This window comes from Sphingomonas sp. NFR04 (genome assembly GCF_900114095.1).
GTDB lineage: Bacteria > Pseudomonadota > Alphaproteobacteria > Sphingomonadales > Sphingomonadaceae > Sphingomonas.
This window is the reverse complement of record NZ_FORV01000004.1, coordinates 87828-103395: the sequence shown is the minus strand read 5'-3', so window position 1 is coordinate 103395 and position 15568 is coordinate 87828. Positions and strand designations below refer to the sequence as shown.

The 15568-nt window shown below is 68.4% G+C and carries 13 protein-coding genes; 9 read left to right on the top strand and 4 right to left on the bottom strand.

The genetic code is table 11. The features are described from left to right. Positions 1 to 9: 9 nt before the first annotated feature. The 3 genes from BM009_RS12905 to BM009_RS12895 form a co-directional block, all read right to left on the bottom strand. Positions 10 to 1596 (bottom strand): MFS transporter, encoded by a 1587-nt coding sequence (locus tag BM009_RS12905; protein ID WP_093296782.1) that lies wholly within the window; start codon positions 1594 to 1596, stop codon positions 10 to 12. A 62-nt stretch (positions 1597 to 1658) separates the two neighbouring features. Next, positions 1659 to 2237 carry a 2OG-Fe(II) oxygenase gene (locus BM009_RS12900; RefSeq protein WP_093296780.1) on the bottom strand — a complete coding sequence of 193 codons (579 nt, stop codon included), beginning with the start codon at positions 2235 to 2237 and terminating at the stop codon, positions 1659 to 1661. Positions 2238 to 2302: 65 nt separating this feature from the next. Further along, positions 2303 to 3190, bottom strand: a complete 888-nt coding sequence (locus tag BM009_RS12895; protein ID WP_093296778.1) for a LysR family transcriptional regulator — start codon at positions 3188 to 3190, stop codon at positions 2303 to 2305. Positions 3191 to 3288: 98 nt separating this feature from the next. Between BM009_RS12895 and BM009_RS12890 the strand changes: the two genes are divergently transcribed. After that, positions 3289 to 4074, top strand: coding sequence for an SDR family NAD(P)-dependent oxidoreductase (locus BM009_RS12890; protein WP_093296776.1), 786 nt, complete (start codon positions 3289 to 3291; stop codon positions 4072 to 4074). 180 nt (positions 4075 to 4254) lie between these two features. Here BM009_RS12890 and BM009_RS12885 read toward each other — a convergent pair whose 3' ends face one another. Further along, positions 4255 to 6126 (bottom strand): ABC-F family ATP-binding cassette domain-containing protein, encoded by a 1872-nt coding sequence (locus BM009_RS12885; protein WP_093296774.1) that lies wholly within the window; start codon positions 6124 to 6126, stop codon positions 4255 to 4257. Between the two features lie 298 nt (positions 6127 to 6424). Here BM009_RS12885 and BM009_RS12880 point away from each other — a divergent pair, with 298 nt between their 5' ends. The 8 genes from BM009_RS12880 (at position 6425) to BM009_RS12845 (ending at position 15550) form a co-directional block, all read left to right on the top strand. Further along, a complete protein-coding gene (locus BM009_RS12880; RefSeq protein ID WP_093296772.1) occupies positions 6425 to 6736 on the top strand; it encodes an STAS domain-containing protein in 312 nt (103 codons plus the stop codon). Beyond that, a complete protein-coding gene (locus BM009_RS12875; protein WP_093296770.1) occupies positions 6733 to 7101 on the top strand; it encodes a response regulator in 369 nt (122 codons plus the stop codon). Before BM009_RS12880 ends, BM009_RS12875 begins: the two co-directional genes overlap by 4 nt. Next, the gene (locus tag BM009_RS12870) at positions 7098 to 9056 is read left to right on the top strand and encodes a chemotaxis protein CheA (protein ID WP_093296768.1); all 1959 of its coding nucleotides are present in this window, start codon (positions 7098 to 7100) and stop codon (positions 9054 to 9056) included. The genes BM009_RS12875 and BM009_RS12870 overlap by 4 nt, the downstream gene beginning before the upstream one ends. Positions 9057 to 9060: 4 nt before the next feature. Continuing rightward, a complete protein-coding gene (locus BM009_RS12865; protein WP_093296766.1) occupies positions 9061 to 9573 on the top strand; it encodes a chemotaxis protein CheW in 513 nt (170 codons plus the stop codon). Positions 9574 to 9640: 67 nt separating this feature from the next. Continuing rightward, positions 9641 to 11320 (top strand): methyl-accepting chemotaxis protein, encoded by a 1680-nt coding sequence (locus tag BM009_RS12860; protein ID WP_093296764.1) that lies wholly within the window; start codon positions 9641 to 9643, stop codon positions 11318 to 11320. A 23-nt stretch (positions 11321 to 11343) separates the two neighbouring features. Next, the gene (locus tag BM009_RS12855) at positions 11344 to 13248 is read left to right on the top strand and encodes a methyl-accepting chemotaxis protein (RefSeq protein WP_093296762.1); all 1905 of its coding nucleotides are present in this window, start codon (positions 11344 to 11346) and stop codon (positions 13246 to 13248) included. A gap of 32 nt (positions 13249 to 13280) precedes the next feature. Continuing rightward, positions 13281 to 15074 carry a methyl-accepting chemotaxis protein gene (locus BM009_RS12850; protein WP_093296760.1) on the top strand — a complete coding sequence of 598 codons (1794 nt, stop codon included), beginning with the start codon at positions 13281 to 13283 and terminating at the stop codon, positions 15072 to 15074. Continuing rightward, positions 15071 to 15550 carry a chemotaxis protein CheW gene (locus tag BM009_RS12845; RefSeq protein WP_093296758.1) on the top strand — a complete coding sequence of 160 codons (480 nt, stop codon included), beginning with the start codon at positions 15071 to 15073 and terminating at the stop codon, positions 15548 to 15550. Before BM009_RS12850 ends, BM009_RS12845 begins: the two co-directional genes overlap by 4 nt. Positions 15551 to 15568: the final 18 nt, after the last annotated feature.

Genomic DNA, 15568 nt, shown 5'->3' with positions numbered 1-15568 from the left:
CCCCGTCGGTTAGCGCCGCGCCGCGCGAAGCGCCACCGTCTCGCGCAGGCCGAAGGCGGTCACCACCAGCGCCATCGCCACCACCGCGAAGGTGTACCACAGCCCCGCATAGGGATTGCCGGTGCGCGCGACGATGTAGTGGCTGATGAAGGGCAGGAAGCCGCCGAAATAGCCGGTGCCGATATGATAGGGGATCGACATCGACGAATAGCGGATGCGGCTGGGAAACATCTCGCTGAGCAGCGCCGCGACCGGGCCATAGGTGGCGCCGCACAGCGCCATCAGCACCGTCATCGCCACCAGGATCATCGCGATGTCGATCGGCTCGGGCACGATGCGATCGAAGCGATAGCCGGCATCCTCGAGCGCGGCCTTCACCGCCTTGGGGTCGTTGCTCTCCACCACCTGGCCGCCGATCGTGACGACGACGGTGGGCGCCTTGGCGGTCTTGTAGATCACGCCCAGCCGCGAAAGATGGTCGAGCATCCGCCAGCATTCGTCAGCCTGGGTGGTGGCGAAGGGATCATAGGTGCAGTGCGGCCCGGCGACGATCACCGGCTCGCGTCGCGATGCCTTGGCGAGGCCCGGATTCGCCGCGCTGCCGATCACGTAGAAACAGGGGAAGAGCAGCACCAGCGTCAGCGCATAGCCGATCACGATCGGTGGCTTGCGGCCGACCCGGTCCGAAAGCTTGCCGAAGTAGAGGAAGAAGCCGACCCCGATCACCGCGCCGGCGCCGGTGATCAGCTGCGCGGCGGTCTGGTCGAGCCGCATCGGCCCCGAGAGGAAGGCGAGCACCGAGAACATCGCGGTGTACCACACCACGGTGAGCCCGCCGGCGATGCCGAACAGCGCGACGAGCAGGCGCTTCTTGTTGCCCGGATAGGTGAAGCTCTCGACGAACGGGTTGCGCGCGGTCTCGCCCGCTTCCTTGATCGCCTTGAACACCGGGCTCTCCGAAAGGCGCAGGCGCATCCATACCGAGATGGCGAGCAGCACCAGCGAGAAGAGGAAGGGCAGCCGCCATCCCCAGCTTTCCCACACGCCAGCGGCGGCGAAGCGGAACAGCAGGACGACGGCGAGGCTGAGGATGAAGCCGCCGACCACGCTCGCCTGGATGAAGCTGGTATGGAAGCCGGCGCGTCCCTCGGGCGAATGCTCGGCGACGAAGATCGCCGCACCGCCATATTCGCCGCCCAGCGCCAGCCCCTGCGCGACGCGCAGCACCAGGATGATGATCGGCGCGGTCGCCCCGATCTCGCGATAGCCGGGGATCAGGCCGATGCCGGCGGTGGCCAGCCCCATCACCGTGATGGTGACGAGGAAGGTATATTTGCGCCCCATCTTGTCGCCGAGATAGCCGAAGACCACCGCGCCGAGCGGGCGGAATCCGAAGCCGATCGCGAAGGTCGCCCAGGAGAGCAGGGTTGCGAGATTCTCGTTTTCCGAGGGGAAGAAGGTGCGGCCGAGGACTCCGGTGGCGGTCAGCGTGCCCCAGATGAAGAAATCATACCATTCGAACACGGTGCCCAGCGACGACGCGCCGATCACCATCCGCATCTCGCTGGCGCTCGGTTCGCAAACCCCGTCGGCCATCCTCTATGTCCCCCCGCCTGTCTCGCTGTGCTTCTACAGGAGTCGTGCGGGGGAGCAATGTGTCAGGCGCGGCGGCCCAGCGTCTTGAACATCAGCGTGATCCGCGCGGCATCGGGCGCCACGGCGTAGATCGGCCGCGCGGCATGCGGGATGGTGCCGGGGAAGATCACCAGCCGATCGGGCTTGGGTACCACGGCCTTCACCACTTCGCTGCCGCTGCGGTTGAAGAACAAGGTCTCCCCGCCCTGGTCGGCGTTCCAGTCGGCCTGGGGATAATAGATCGCGGTGAGGTGGTCCTTGCAGTCCGAATCGAGATGGACGCCGCCGCCGACGCCCGCCGGCATCCGGTTGGCATAGCAGCGCGACAGCCGCTGGGCGCGCAGCGGCTTTTGCAGCAGGTCGTCCCACACCTCGGCGATCAACGGTGCGGCGGCGCGCAGCTCGTTGCCGATCGCGTTGGGATCGCGATCTTCCTGCGCGCTCTTCTGGTAGCCGGCGAAATGCTTGTAGAAATAGCGCGGCGCATCGGGCGCGCCCGAGGAATAGGCGCCGTGCGCCCAGCCCGTCTGGTCGAGATAGTCCCAGACGCGCTGGCGCCGTTCGTCGCCGAGGAAATTGTCGAGTACGCGAATGTCGTTCAACGGCCGGTCCTTGCACCACGCCCGGCAGGGCCGCTTTGGACTAGCGGAACAAGGTTAACGACGGGTTAGAGAACCAGATTGGTCTTGAGGAAGTCGACGAAGGAGCGCACCCGCAGCGCCAGCCGGTCATGCCCGACGAACAGCGCGTGGATGTCCTCGCCGTCGCCGGGATTGAACGCCGCGAGCAGCTCGACCAGCCGGCCGGCGGCAAGGTCGGCGGCGACATGGAAGCGGCCCATCCGCGCAATGCCGCCACCCGCCAGCGCCATCAGTCGCACCGCCTCGCCCGAATTGGCGAGGAACGGCCCGTCCATCGTCCGCTGCACCACCGCGCCGTCGATCCGGAACGGCCAGCTGTCGATCGAGCGGCGGAAGTTGAAGCGCAGGCAGGTGTGCCGGTCGAGATCGTTGGGGTGATCGGGTGTGCCGCAGCGCGCGAGATAGTCGGGACTGGCGACCACCACCATCGTGCTGCGCCCGAGCTTCGCCGCCTTGATGCCGGTGTCGCGCAACGGCCCCACCCGGATCGCGACATCGGCGCGCTCCTCGACCAGCTCGACCAGCGCGTCGGAGAGCGTGAGGTCCACCGTCACCCCCGGATGCGCGCGCAGATAGGCGGGCAGGACCGGGATCAGGAACTGCATGCCCAGCGGCACCGACGCGTTGACCCGCAAGGGCCCGCGCGGGACCTGGTCGCGCTCGAAGCTGTGCTCGATCGCGTCGATCTCGGCCATCAGCCCGGCGACGCGGGCATGATAGGCCTGGCCCTCGGGGGTGAGCGCCAGCGCGCGGGTGGTACGGGTCGCGAGCTGGACGCCGAGCCGCGCTTCCAGCCGCGCCATGCCGCGGCTGACGGCGGAGGGCGTGATGCGCAGCGCCTTGGCGGCACCCGCAAGGCTGCCCTCGGCCGCCACCGCCAGGAACATCTCCATTTCGCCGAGCCGATTGTCCATCCGTGATTCCGATGCACTTCTGTGATGCTGCCCGGCAATCTAATCAGCAATGGCGCGCTCGCCTATCTCCGGTTTGGAATTTGGAAGGAGACACCCCCATGGACCTGCAGCTTACCGGCAAGACCGCCCTCGTCACCGGCTCCACCGCCGGCATCGGCCTCGCCATCGCCCAACGGCTCGCACAGGAAGGCGTGGCGGTGACGATCACGGGCCGCAGCCAGGCCAAGCTCGACGAGGCCGCCGCGCGCATCGCGAAGCTGGGCACGGTGAACCCCGTGCTCGCCGATCCCGCCACGGCGGAAGGCGCGGCGACGCTGATCGCGGCGGTTCCAGACACCGACATCCTCGTCAACAATCTCGGCATCTACGAAGCCAAGCCCTTCACCGAGATCAGCGACGACGACTGGCACCATCTGTTCGAAGTCAACGTCGTCAGCGGCGCGCGACTGGCGCGGCATTATTTCCCGCGCATGCTGGCGCGCGACTGGGGCAGGGTGCTGTTCATCGCCAGCGAGAGCGGGCTCGTGATCCCCAGCGAGATGATCCACTACGGCACCACCAAGACCGCCCAGCTGGCGATCGCCCGCGGCCTCGCGGAGCAGACCCGCGGCACGAACGTGACGGTCAATTCGGTGCTGCCGGGGCCGACGCGCTCCGAGGGCATCGTCGAGTTCATCCGCTCGGTGGTCGACAACAAGGATGCGCCGGAAGCCGAGCGCGAGGCCGAGTTCTTCGCCAAGCTGCGCCCGCTGTCGCTGATCCGCCGGCTGATCGAAGCCGAGGAGATCGCCGCACAGGTGGCGCTGCTCGCCAGCCCGCTGGGCGCGATCACCAATGGTGCGGCGATCCGGGTGGAAGGCGGGATCGTGCCGACGATCGCGTAAAGAAAATCCTCCCCCGTTCCGGGGGAGGGGGACCATTCGCGCAGCGAATGGTGGAGGGGCCGCGCCGCCAGGCGCGGGGTGCCCTTCCGGCCGGACGAAACCGCCGCGTACCGCGGCGGCCCCTCCACCACCGCCTTCGGCGGCGGTCCCCCTCCCCTGCGTTGCAGGGGAGGAATTGGATCACCCCTCGATCCCCTCCAGCGCCTCGCTGGCTTCCATCCAGGTCAACTCCGCCGCCTCGATCTGCCCGCTCACCTCGGCGCGGCGCTTCATCAGGTCGGTCATGGTCAGCTTGGTGAGCGCGGCGTCGGCATTGGCCGGATCGAACATCGCCTTTTCCAGCGCCGAAAGCTGCGCCTGCAGCCGGGCAAGCTCGGTTTCGGCCGCCTTGGCTGCCTTGCGCAGCGCCGTGCCCTTCTCGCGCGCCTCGGCGGCCGCGCGGCGGGCTTCCTTGCGATCGGCCTTGGAGGCGCCGCCCTTGCCGCCGCTCCCGTCCTTGGAGAGGACGAAGCTGATATAATCGTCCAGCGTCCCGTCGAACTCGCGCGCCGTGCCTTGGTCGACCAGCACCAGCCGATCGGCGGTCATCTCGAGCATGTGGCGGTCGTGGCTGACCACGACGACGGTGCCCGAATAGCCGTTGAGCGCCTGGATCAGCGCCTCGCGCGCATCGACGTCGAGGTGGTTGGTCGGCTCGTCGAGGATCAGCAGATGCGGTGCGTCGCGGGTGATCAGCGCCAGCGCCAGCCGCGCGCGCTCGCCGCCCGAAAGCTTGCCGACCTTGGTCGTCGCCTTGTCGCCCGAGAAGCCGAAGCGGCCCAGCTGGCCGCGCACCGCGCCCGGGCTCGCCCCGGCCATGTTGCGCGTCATGTGCTGCAGCGGCGTGTCGTCGCGGTCGAGCTCCTCCACCTGATACTGGGTGAAATATCCCACCTTCATCTTGCCGCTGCTGTTGATCCCGCCGTCCATCGGGGTCAGCTGCGCCGCGAGCAGCCGGGCGAGCGTGGTCTTGCCGTTGCCGTTGCGGCCGAGCAGCGCGATGCGATCGTCGGGATCGATGCGCAGGTTCAGCCGCTGCAGGATCGGCGTGTCGCCATAGCCGACGCTGGCCATGTCGAGCGTGATCAGCGGCGGGCGCAGCTCGTCCGGATTGGGGAAGTCGAAGCTGAGCGAGGGATCGTCGACCAGTTCGGCGATCGGCTGCATCTTGGCCAGCGCCTTCTGCCGGCTCTGCGCCTGCTTGGCGGTGGAGGCGCGGGCCGAGTTGCGGGCGATATAGTCCTGCAGCTTCTCGCGCTCGGCCTGCTGCTTGACGCGCGCGGCGGCAAGCTGGGCCTGGCGCTCGGCGCGCTGGCGCTCGAACGCGTCATAGCCGCCCGGATAGAGCGTCAGCTTGCCGCGCTCCAGATGCAGGATGTGATCGACGACGTTGTTGAGGAAGTCGCGTTCGTGGCTGACCAGCAGGATCGTCGCGGGATAGGACTTCAGGAAGTCCTCCAGCCACAGCACCGCTTCAAGGTCGAGGTGGTTCGAGGGCTCGTCGAGCAGCAGCAGGTCGGGCTGCGAGAAGAGCAGGCTGGCCAGCGCGACGCGCATCCGCCAGCCGCCCGAGAAGCTTTCGAGCTCGCGATGCTGCATCTCCTCGTCGAAGCCGAGGCCGACCAGGATCCGCGCCGCGCGCGACGGTGCGGCATGCGCGTCGATCGCGAGCAGCCGTTCGTGAATTTCGCCGATGCGATCGGGATCGTGGCTGGTCTCGCTCTCCTCGAGCAGCGCGGCGCGCTCGATGTCGGCGGCGAGCACCGTCTCGAACGGGGTCGCGGAGCCGCCGGGGGCCTCCTGCGCGATGTAGCCGAGCTTGGCGCCGCGCGGCATGTCGACGCTGCCGCCATCGGGCTCCAGCTGGCTGGCGATCACCTTCACCAGCGTCGATTTGCCGGCGCCGTTTCGGCCGATCAGGCCGATACGGCCGCGCGGCGGCAGCTTGGCGGTGGCGCCGTCGATAATCGTGCGGCCACCCAGGCGCACCGTGATGTCGGTCAGATTGAGCATGATCGGTCAGCGCCTAGCCGATGCGGCGCTCTAGGGCCAGCCATAGCGCGGCGCCAAAAGCGATCGGTGCAAAGGTTTGTTCCCACCGTGTAACTACCTAGGCGCGCTCTGAAAATACGCCATCGCGGGGCGCGAGCGGCGGCAGCAATGCGCGACAACTGCAGGATACCGCGAATTTTTTGCCCGCGGAACAGGGCGTTCCTCCGGTATTTTGCCTATAATTCCCATGTTGCGGTTGGATCCAAGACCGCCGGTGCGGACCATGAAGCTCGCGCTAAGAAATCTTACCGGGGGATAAATGGAAATAGAACTCCACGTCGCATCTTCCGCTGTGATGCGCGATGCTGGCGCTCTTCGTCAGCAATGCATCGATGCACTGGCGGAAGAAGGCACGATCAACATTGATATCGCAGACGTAACGGACGCTGATCTTAGCTTCGTCCAGATCCTCTGTGCGCTGCGCACCGCCGCTGCGGATGCCGGTCGCGAGGTTCGCCTGCGCAGCCCGGCACCTGCGCCGGTCGCAGCGCTGCTCGATCGTGCCGGCTTCCTCGCCGCGCCCACCCCCCAAGATCTCGACTTCTGGTTTCACGGAGAACGTGCCCAATGACCGCCTCGATCCTCACCGTCGATGATTCGCCCAGCCTCCGCATGGCGATCAAGATCGCGCTGACCGGCGCAGGCTATGCCGTCACCGAGGCCGGCGACGGCGTCGAGGGCCTGGCCAAGGCCAAGGGCGCCAAGTTCGATCTGATCATCACCGATCTCAACATGCCCAACATGGACGGGCTCACGATGATCCGCGAGCTGCGCAAGGATCCCGCCCAGTGCGGCACGCCGATCCTGTTCCTCACCACCGAGAGCGACGACGCGATGAAGCAGCAGGCCAAGGCCGCCGGCGCCACCGGCTGGCTGGTCAAGCCGTTCGTCCCCGAACAGCTGCTCAAGGTATCGCGCAAGGTGCTCGGCCGGTGAGCGGCGGCGATCCGATCGCCGCCTTCCGGGTCGAGGCCGGCGACCTGCTCGACCAGGTCGAGCAGGGACTGCTCGACCTGACCCACCGGCTCGACGATCGCGACCTGATCGACGCGGTGTTCCGCGGGCTGCACACGCTCAAGGGCTCGGGCGCGATGTTCGGCTTCGACGCGCTGGCCAGCTTCACCCACCACTGCGAGACCGCCTTCGACCGCGTGCGCAAGGGCCTCGCGCCCGCCACGCAGGGGCTGGTCGCGGTGATCCTCTCGGCCAAGGACCATATGCGCGCGCTGGTCGACGGCGACGGCACGGGCCTCGAAGCCACCGGCGCCGCGATCCTCGCCGAGCTGCAGCGCGAGGTGGATGCCGCCGCCGGTGCACCGACGCCCGCGCCCTCGGCCCCCGTGCGCAAGGGTTGGCGCCTGACCTTCTATCTGCCGCCCGAATCGATGGCGAACGGCACCAACCCGCTGATGCTGCTCGACGAGCTGCGCGAACTGGGCGACTGCACGATTACCGCGCGCACCGACCGGCTGCCGGCGCTCGGCGACCTCAATCCGGTCGAATGCCATGTCGGCTGGGACGTCGAACTGTTCGGCGACGTGTCGCGCGACGATATCGACGACGTGTTCCTGTTCGTCATGGACGACATGGAGCTGGTGATCGAGGAAATCGGCGGCGAAGCGGAAGCACCCGCCGAGGTCGTCGAGGCGCCGGTGGCCGCCGCTGCCGTCGCCACGCCCGAAGCCACCGGCCCCGCCAAGGCCGCGACCAAGACCGGCGAGAGCGTCCGCGTCCCCGCCGAGCGGCTCGACGAGCTGATGGACCGGGTGGGCGAGCTCGTGATCGTCCACAGCCGCCTCTCGCAGCTGGCCAACGGCCAGGGCGGCGACATGGTGCTGCGCTCGATCTCCGAGGAAATCGAGCGGCTGGTCAGCGAGCTGCGCGACACGATGATGGTGCTGCGCATGGTGCCGGTCGCCACGCTGTTCGGCCGCTTCCGTCGCCTGATCCACGATCTCGCCCGCGAGACCGGCAAGGCGATCGAGCTGTCGACCGAGGGCGAGGCTACGGAAGTCGACAAGACCGTGATCGAGCGGCTCGCCGATCCGATGGTCCACCTGATCCGCAACGCCTGCGACCATGGGCTGGAGCCCGAGGACGAGCGCGTGGCCGCGGGCAAGCCCGCCACCGGCCATGTCCGCCTCTCGGCCCACCAGGCCGGCGGCGAGGTGCTGATCACCATCCAGGACGACGGCCGCGGCATCAACCGCGAGCGCGTGCGCGCCAAGGCGGAAGCCCAAGGGCTGATCCAGCCCGGGCAGCAGATCAGCGAATCCGAACTGCTGCAGATGATCTTCCACCCCGGCTTCTCGACCGCCGCGGCGGTGACCAACCTCTCCGGCCGCGGCGTCGGCATGGACGTGGTCAAGCGCACGATCGAGAGCCTGCGCGGCGCGATCGACATCACCTCGGTGCCGGGCGAAGGTTCGAAGGTGGTGCTGCGCATCCCGCTCACCCTCGCGATCATCGACGGGTTGCTCGTCCGGGTTGGCGAGGGCCGCTACGTGATCCCGCTCGCTGCGGTCGAGGAATGCCTCGAGCTCAGCCTCGAGGAGGATCTCCGCTCGCGCGGCCGCAGCTTCATCACGCTGCGCGACCGGCTGGTGCCGTTCCTGCGCCTGCGGGAGATGTTCGAGACGGGTACCAAGCCCGATCCGCACCAGAAGATCGTCGTCATCGCCACCGGCGCCGAGCGCGTCGGGCTGGTCGTCGACCAGATCATCGGCAGCCACCAGACCGTGATCAAGTCGATGTCGCCGCTCCACCAGGACGTCGCCGCCTTTGCCGGCGCGACCATCCTCGGCGACGGCGGCGTCGCGCTGATCCTCGACGTCGTCCAGCTCGTGCTGGCCGGCCAGCAGCAGGAGGAGCGGCTGCGTGCCGCCGGTTGAGCCCATGCAGGATAGCAACACCCAAGCCATCGTCCCCTGGGACGAGACCGGCCATCTCGAAGTCCTCACCTTCGACCTTGGCGACGAGACCTTCGCGCTGGAGGCGGTGCTGGTCCGCGAGATCCTGGACCTGCTGCCCGAGACGCGCGTGCCGGGCGCCGCGCCTTTGGTGCACAGCGTGGTCAATTTCCGCGGCAAGATCATCCCGATCGCCGACCTGCGCCAGGCCTTCGCCATGGCGCCCGCCGAGGCGACGACGCTCGACAGCCGCATCGTGGTGATCGAGATCGCGCTCGGCGACGAGCCGCTCCAGATCGGCATCCGCACCGACAAGGTCCACGAGGTCGCGACGCTCGCCGAGGCGGCGAGCGAGGAGCCCCCCGCGGTCGGCATGCGCTGGCGCCGCCAGTTCGTCCGCACCCTGGTGCGCCGCGACGACGGCGTCGTCGTCCTGCCGGACCTCCACGCCATCTTCGCCGCCCATCTCGGCGATGCCGCCCTCGCGGCCGCGGCATGAGCCGCTTTCTCCCCCTGCCCGCACGGCCGCTGTCGCCGATGCACCCCCGCTTCGAGGAACGTTGACCATGCGCGCAACCATCAAACTGAAACTGGGCATCACCTTCGGCGTGCTGATCGCGCTGCTGCTCGTGGTGGTAGGCGTGGCGAGCACCCGGCTCGGCGTGCTCAACCAGGCGACGTCGGACGTGATCCGCGGCCCGGCCCAGCGCCTCGAACTCGCCCAGACGATCGAGGCGAAGCTGGGCTTCGTCATCCGCCAGGAGAAGAACCTGGCGATGTCGAACGACGACGCGCAGATGCGCAAGTTCGACGCCGATCTGATGAAGGCGCGCGGCGAGCTGCAGCAGCTGATCACCAAGGGCGTCGCTGGCGCCACCGAGCAGGGCCGCCCGCTCTGGTCGCAGCTGGAGAGCAAGTTCGACGAGTTCGTGCCGGTCAATGACCAGGTCCGCAATTTCGGCCTGGCCAACAAGAATGCCGAGGCGGCAGCCCTGTCGATGGGCAAGTCGCGCGAGCTGGCGCTGGCGATGAGCCAGGCGGTCAGCCAGCTCGTCACCCTGTCGAAGCAGCAGATGAGCACCGCCGAGCAGGAAGCAGCCGACGTTTACGCCGGTGCCAATACCGCGCTGTTCAGCGTCGCCGGCGTGGCACTGCTGATCGCCGTCGCGGCGGCCTGGTGGATCTCGCGGACCGTGTCGAGCGGCCTCGCCCGCGTCGGCTCCGCGATCACCGCGGTGGCGGAGGGCGACCTCAACCAGCGCGTGCAGGTGACGAGCAACGACGAGATCAAGGATCTGGTCGAGACGGTAAACGGCATGGTCGATCGCCTGCGCGGCGTGATCGCCGACGCGACGGTCGCCTCGACCAACGTCTCCTCGGGCAGCCAGGAACTGTCGTCGAGCGCCGAGCAGGTCTCGCAGGGCGCGACCGAGCAGGCCGCCGCCGCAGAACAGGCCTCCGCCTCGATGGAAGAGATGGCCGCCAACATCAAGCAGAACGCCGACAATGCCGCGCAGACCGAGAAGATCGCCCGCCAGTCGGCCAAGGATGCCGAAGTGAGCGGCGTCGCGGTAGACCGCGCGGTGGGTGCGATGCGCACGATCGCCGAGAAGATCGGCATCGTCCAGGAAATCGCCCGTCAGACCGACCTGCTCGCGCTCAACGCGGCTGTCGAGGCAGCGCGCGCCGGCGAGCATGGTCGCGGCTTTGCCGTCGTCGCTTCGGAGGTGCGCAAGCTCGCCGAGCGCAGCCAGGGTGCCGCAGCCGAAATCAGCTCGGTGTCGAGCGAGACGGTGAAGGCAGCCGCCGAGGCGGGCGACATGCTCGGCCGCCTGGTGCCGGACATCCGCCGCACCGCCGAACTGGTCAGCGAGATCAGCGCCGCCTGCCGCGAGCAGGATATCGGCGCCGCGCAGATCAACGATGCGATCCAGCAGCTCGACCAGGTCACCCAGCAGAATGCCGGTGCCTCCGAGCAGATCAGCGCCACGTCCGAGGAACTCGCCGCCCAGGCCGAGGAGCTCCAGGCCAGCATCGCCTATTTCCGGGTCGACTCCGTGCGCGCCGCACCGCGCGCTGCGACGCCCGCGCGCCGCCCCGCGCCCAAGCCCGCCGCCAAATCGGCTGCGCGGCCCAAGCCCAACAGCATTGCCGATCAAAAGGCCCGGGTCAGCGGCTTCGCGCTCGATCTGAGCAATGGCGGCCCCGATGCCGACGACGCCGCCTTCGGCGTCCAGGCAGCCTGACCGCCCCGTTCCAGGAGTTCCCCATGCGTGCCACCATCAAGATGAAGCTCGGCGTCACCTTCGCCGTGCTGATCGCCCTGCTGCTCGCCGTGGTAGGCGTCGCCAACAGCCGCCTCGGCCTGCTCAACCAGGCGACCAGCGACGTGATCGCCGGCCCGGCCAAGCGGCTGGAGATCGCCCAGAGCGTCGACGCCAAGGTCAGCTATATCCTGCGCCAGGAAAAGAACATGGCGCTGACCGAGGACGCCGCGGACACCCGCGCGTTCGACGCCGATCTGATGAAGGCACGCGGCGAAACCCAGGTGCTGATCGCCAAGGGGCTCGGCTCCGCGACCGAGGCCGGCAAGCCGCTGTGGATGCAGGTGGAGGCCAAGTTCACCGAATATGTGCCGGTGAATGACCAGGTCCGCGCGCTGGCGCTGGCCAACCGCAATGCCGAAGCCGGCAAGCTGTCGATCACCAAGTCGCGCGAACTGGCCGGCACGATCAGCAACCTGGTCGGCCAGATCGTCACACTGTCGCGCCAGCAGATGGAGCAGGCCAATCGCGATACCACCGCGCTGTACGGCAGCGCCGCGACGACGCTCTACGTCGTCGCCGGGCTTGCGCTGCTGATTGCCGTCGGCGGTGCCTTCTGGATTTCTCGGATCGTCTCGACCGGTCTGCGCCGCATCGCGCAAGCAGTCGATGCCGTCGCGATCGGCGATCTCGACCAGCGCATCGCGGTGAGCACCAATGACGAGATCAAGGATCTGGTCGACACCGTCAACCGGATGACCGCCAATCTGCGCGACAGCGCCGCGCTGGCCGACCGGATCGCTGAGGGCGACCTCAGCGTCGATCACAAGCCGCTGTCGGACAAGGACACGCTGGGCCATGCGATGATCCGGATGACCGGCAATCTGCGGCTCTCGGCCGCGGTCGCCGACAAGATCGCCGATGGCGACCTGACCGTGCAGCACAAGCCGGCCTCGGAGCGTGACACGCTGGGCAACGCGCTGGTGCGGATGGTCGAGCGGCTGCGCGGCGTCGTCTCCGATGCCACCATCGCGGCGACCAACGTCTCGACCGGCAGCCAGGAGCTGTCGTCCAGCTCCGAGCAGGTCTCGCAGGGCGCAACCGAGCAGGCGGCTGCCGCCGAACAGGCATCGGCGTCGATGGAAGAGATGGCGGCGAACATCAAGCAGAACGCCGACAATGCCGCGCAGACCGAGAAGATCGCGCGCCAGTCGGCCAAGGACGCGGAAGTCAGCGGCGTAGCGGTGGAGCGCGCGGTCGGCGCGATGCGGACGATCGCCGAGAAGATCGGCATCGTTCAGGAAATCGCGCGCCAGACCGACCTGCTCGCGCTCAACGCCGCTGTCGAGGCAGCGCGCGCCGGCGAGCATGGCCGCGGCTTCGCCGTCGTCGCCTCGGAAGTCCGCAAGCTCGCCGAGCGTAGCCAGGGGGCTGCGGCCGAGATCAGCTCGGTCTCCAGCGAAACCGTGAAAGCCGCCGCGGAAGCCGGCGACATGCTCGGCCGCCTGGTGCCCGACATCCGCCGCACCGCCGAGCTGGTCAGCGAGATCAGCGCCGCCTGCCGCGAGCAGGACATCGGCGCCGCGCAGATCAACGATGCCATCCAGCAGCTCGACCAGGTGACCCAGCAGAATGCCGGCGCCTCCGAGCAGATCAGTGCGACCTCCGAGGAACTCGCCGCCCAGGCGGAGGAGCTCCAGGCCAGTATCGCGTATTTCCGCGTCGAACGCAGCAGCGGCCATGCCCGCCCGGTCGCCCGCACCGCCCCCGCGCCCAAGCGCGCGGCAGCGGCACGGCCCAAGGCGAACAGCGTCGCCGACCAGCAGGCCCGCGTCAGCGGCTTCGCGCTCGATCTCAACAATGGCGGCCCCGACGCCGAAGACGCCGCCTTCGGCGTCCACGCAGCCTGACCGCTACCTCTCCTCCTCAAGGACTCAAATTCATGCGTGCCACGATCAAGTTGAAACTTGGCATCACCTTCGGCGTGCTCATCCTGTTGCTGCTCGCCGTGGTCGGCGTCGCCAATTCGCGCCTCGCCACGCTCAACCAGGCGATCAGCGACGTGATCGCGGGCCCGGCGCAGCGCCAGGAGATCGCGCAGAGCGTCAGCGGCGGGCTCAGCTATGTGCTGCGCCAGGAAAAGAACATGGCGATGACCGAGGACGAGGCGCTCACCCGCAAGTTCGACGCCGATCTGATGAAGGCACGCGAGCAGGTGCAGGGGCAGATCGCCAAGGGCGTTTCCACGGCGACCGCGCAGGGCAAGCCGCTGTGGATGCAGCTGAGCACCAAGTTCAACGAGTTCGTGCCGGTCAACGACCAGATCCGCACGCTGGCACTGGCCAACAACAATGCCGAGGCGGCCAAGATCTCGCTCACCCGCTCGCGTGAGATCGCCACGGCGATGAGCGACGTTGCCGATCAGCTGGTCGCGCTTTCCAAGCAGCAGATGACGCAGGCCGACCAGGACACCAACGCGCTCTATGCCGGCGCCGCCACCACCTTGTGGGTGGTCGCCGGCATCGCGCTGCTGATCGCCGTCGCTGGCGCTTTCTGGATCTCGCGGATCGTGTCGCAGGGTCTGCGCCGCGTCTCGACCGCGGTCAGCGCGGTGTCGATCGGCGATCTCAGCCAGGACGTGCAGGTCACCAGCAACGACGAGATCAAGGACCTGGTGGACACCGTCAACACGATGGTCGCCAATCTGCGCATCAGCGCGACGCTGGCCGACAAGATCGCCGATGGCGACCTGACCGTGCAGCACAAGCCGGCGTCGGAGAAGGACGTGCTGGGCAACGCGCTGGTGCGGATGGTCGATCGCCTGCGCGGCGTGGTGTCGGACGCCACGGTCGCGGCGACCAACGTCTCCTCGGGCAGCCAGGAACTGTCGTCGAGCTCCGAGCAGGTCTCGCAGGGCGCGACCGAGCAGGCCGCGGCGGCCGAGCAGGCGTCGGCGGCGATGGAAGAGATGGCCGCCAACATCAAGCAGAACGCCGACAATGCCGCGCAGACCGAGAAGATCGCGCGCCAGTCCGCCAAGGATGCCGAAACCAGCGGCGTCGCGGTGGATCGCGCGGTGGGCGCGATGCGGACGATCGCCGAGAAGATCGGCATCGTCCAGGAAATCGCCCGCCAGACCGACCTGCTTGCGCTCAACGCCGCGGTGGAAGCGGCGCGTGCCGGCGAGCATGGCCGCGGCTTCGCCGTCGTCGCCTCGGAAGTCCGCAAGCTTGCCGAGCGCAGCCAGGGTGCCGCCGCCGAGATCAGCTCGGTCTCGTCCGAGACGGTGAAGGCCGCCGCGGAAGCCGGCGACATGCTCGGCCGCCTGGTGCCGGACATCCGTCGTACCGCCGAACTGGTCAGCGAGATCAGCGCCGCCTGCCGCGAACAGGACATCGGCGCCTCGCAGATCAACGACGCCATCCAGCAGCTCGACCAGGTCACCCAGCAGAATGCCGGCGCCTCCGAGCAGATCAGTGCGACCTCCGAGGAACTCGCCGCCCAGGCCGAGGAGCTCCAGGCCAGCATCGCCTATTTCCGCGTCGAGCAGCAGCCGCGCGGCCGCGTGCCCACCCCGGCCCGCCGTCCGGCAGCCAAGCCCGCCGCCAAGCCGGCGACGCGGCACAAGCCCAACAGCGTTGCCGACCAGCAGGCGCGGGTGAGCGGCTTCGCGCTCGATCTCGCCACCGGCGGCCCCGATGCGCAGGACAGCGCGTTCGACGTGGAGGCAGCATGAGCGACACAAGCGAACTCCAGCTCGTCACCTTCGGGCTGGGTGCGGAGATCTTCGCGGTACCGGTGACGCTGGTCCGCGAGATTCTCGACTATCGCGAGACCTTCCGCATCCCCAATGGCCCCGACTATCTGCTCGGCCTGACCGACATGCGCGGCCAGGGCGTGCCGACGATCGACTTCCGCCAGCGGCTGGGGCTTTCGCCCTTCGAACCGACCCAGGCGACCCGCATCCTGGTGGTCGACGTGCCGGTCGCCGATCGCGTGCTGATGCTGGGCCTGGTGGTCGACCGCGTGCTGGAGGTGTGCAGCGTCACCAGCGACCAGCTGGAGGCCGCGCCCGACATCGGGGTGCGCTGGTCGTCCGACTATATCGGCGGCGTCATTAAGCGGTCCGAAGGATTCGTGGTGCTAGTCGACATGGCGAAGATCTTCTCGTCGGAAGAAGCGCGGGCGCTCGCCACCCGCGCCGCCGCCTGAGCGTTACGGAGCAGCCCT

What these genes read in the sequence shown, in the direction of transcription:
- BM009_RS12850 (WP_093296760.1), top strand. Translation starts at nt 13,281, where the DNA reads ATGCGTGCCACGATCAAGTTGAAACTTGGCATCACCTTCGGCGTGCTC.
- BM009_RS12895 (WP_093296778.1), bottom strand. Translation starts at nt 3,190, where the DNA reads ATGGACAATCGGCTCGGCGAAATGGAGATGTTCCTGGCGGTGGCGGCC.
- BM009_RS12905 (WP_093296782.1), bottom strand. Translation starts at nt 1,596, where the DNA reads ATGGCCGACGGGGTTTGCGAACCGAGCGCCAGCGAGATGCGGATGGTG.
- BM009_RS12880 (WP_093296772.1), top strand. Translation starts at nt 6,425, where the DNA reads ATGGAAATAGAACTCCACGTCGCATCTTCCGCTGTGATGCGCGATGCT.
- BM009_RS12855 (WP_093296762.1), top strand. Translation starts at nt 11,344, where the DNA reads ATGCGTGCCACCATCAAGATGAAGCTCGGCGTCACCTTCGCCGTGCTG.
- BM009_RS12860 (WP_093296764.1), top strand. Translation starts at nt 9,641, where the DNA reads ATGCGCGCAACCATCAAACTGAAACTGGGCATCACCTTCGGCGTGCTG.
- BM009_RS12890 (WP_093296776.1), top strand. Translation starts at nt 3,289, where the DNA reads ATGGACCTGCAGCTTACCGGCAAGACCGCCCTCGTCACCGGCTCCACC.
- BM009_RS12875 (WP_093296770.1), top strand. Translation starts at nt 6,733, where the DNA reads ATGACCGCCTCGATCCTCACCGTCGATGATTCGCCCAGCCTCCGCATG.
- BM009_RS12865 (WP_093296766.1), top strand. Translation starts at nt 9,061, where the DNA reads ATGCAGGATAGCAACACCCAAGCCATCGTCCCCTGGGACGAGACCGGC.
- BM009_RS12885 (WP_093296774.1), bottom strand. Translation starts at nt 6,126, where the DNA reads ATGCTCAATCTGACCGACATCACGGTGCGCCTGGGTGGCCGCACGATT.
- BM009_RS12845 (WP_093296758.1), top strand. Translation starts at nt 15,071, where the DNA reads ATGAGCGACACAAGCGAACTCCAGCTCGTCACCTTCGGGCTGGGTGCG.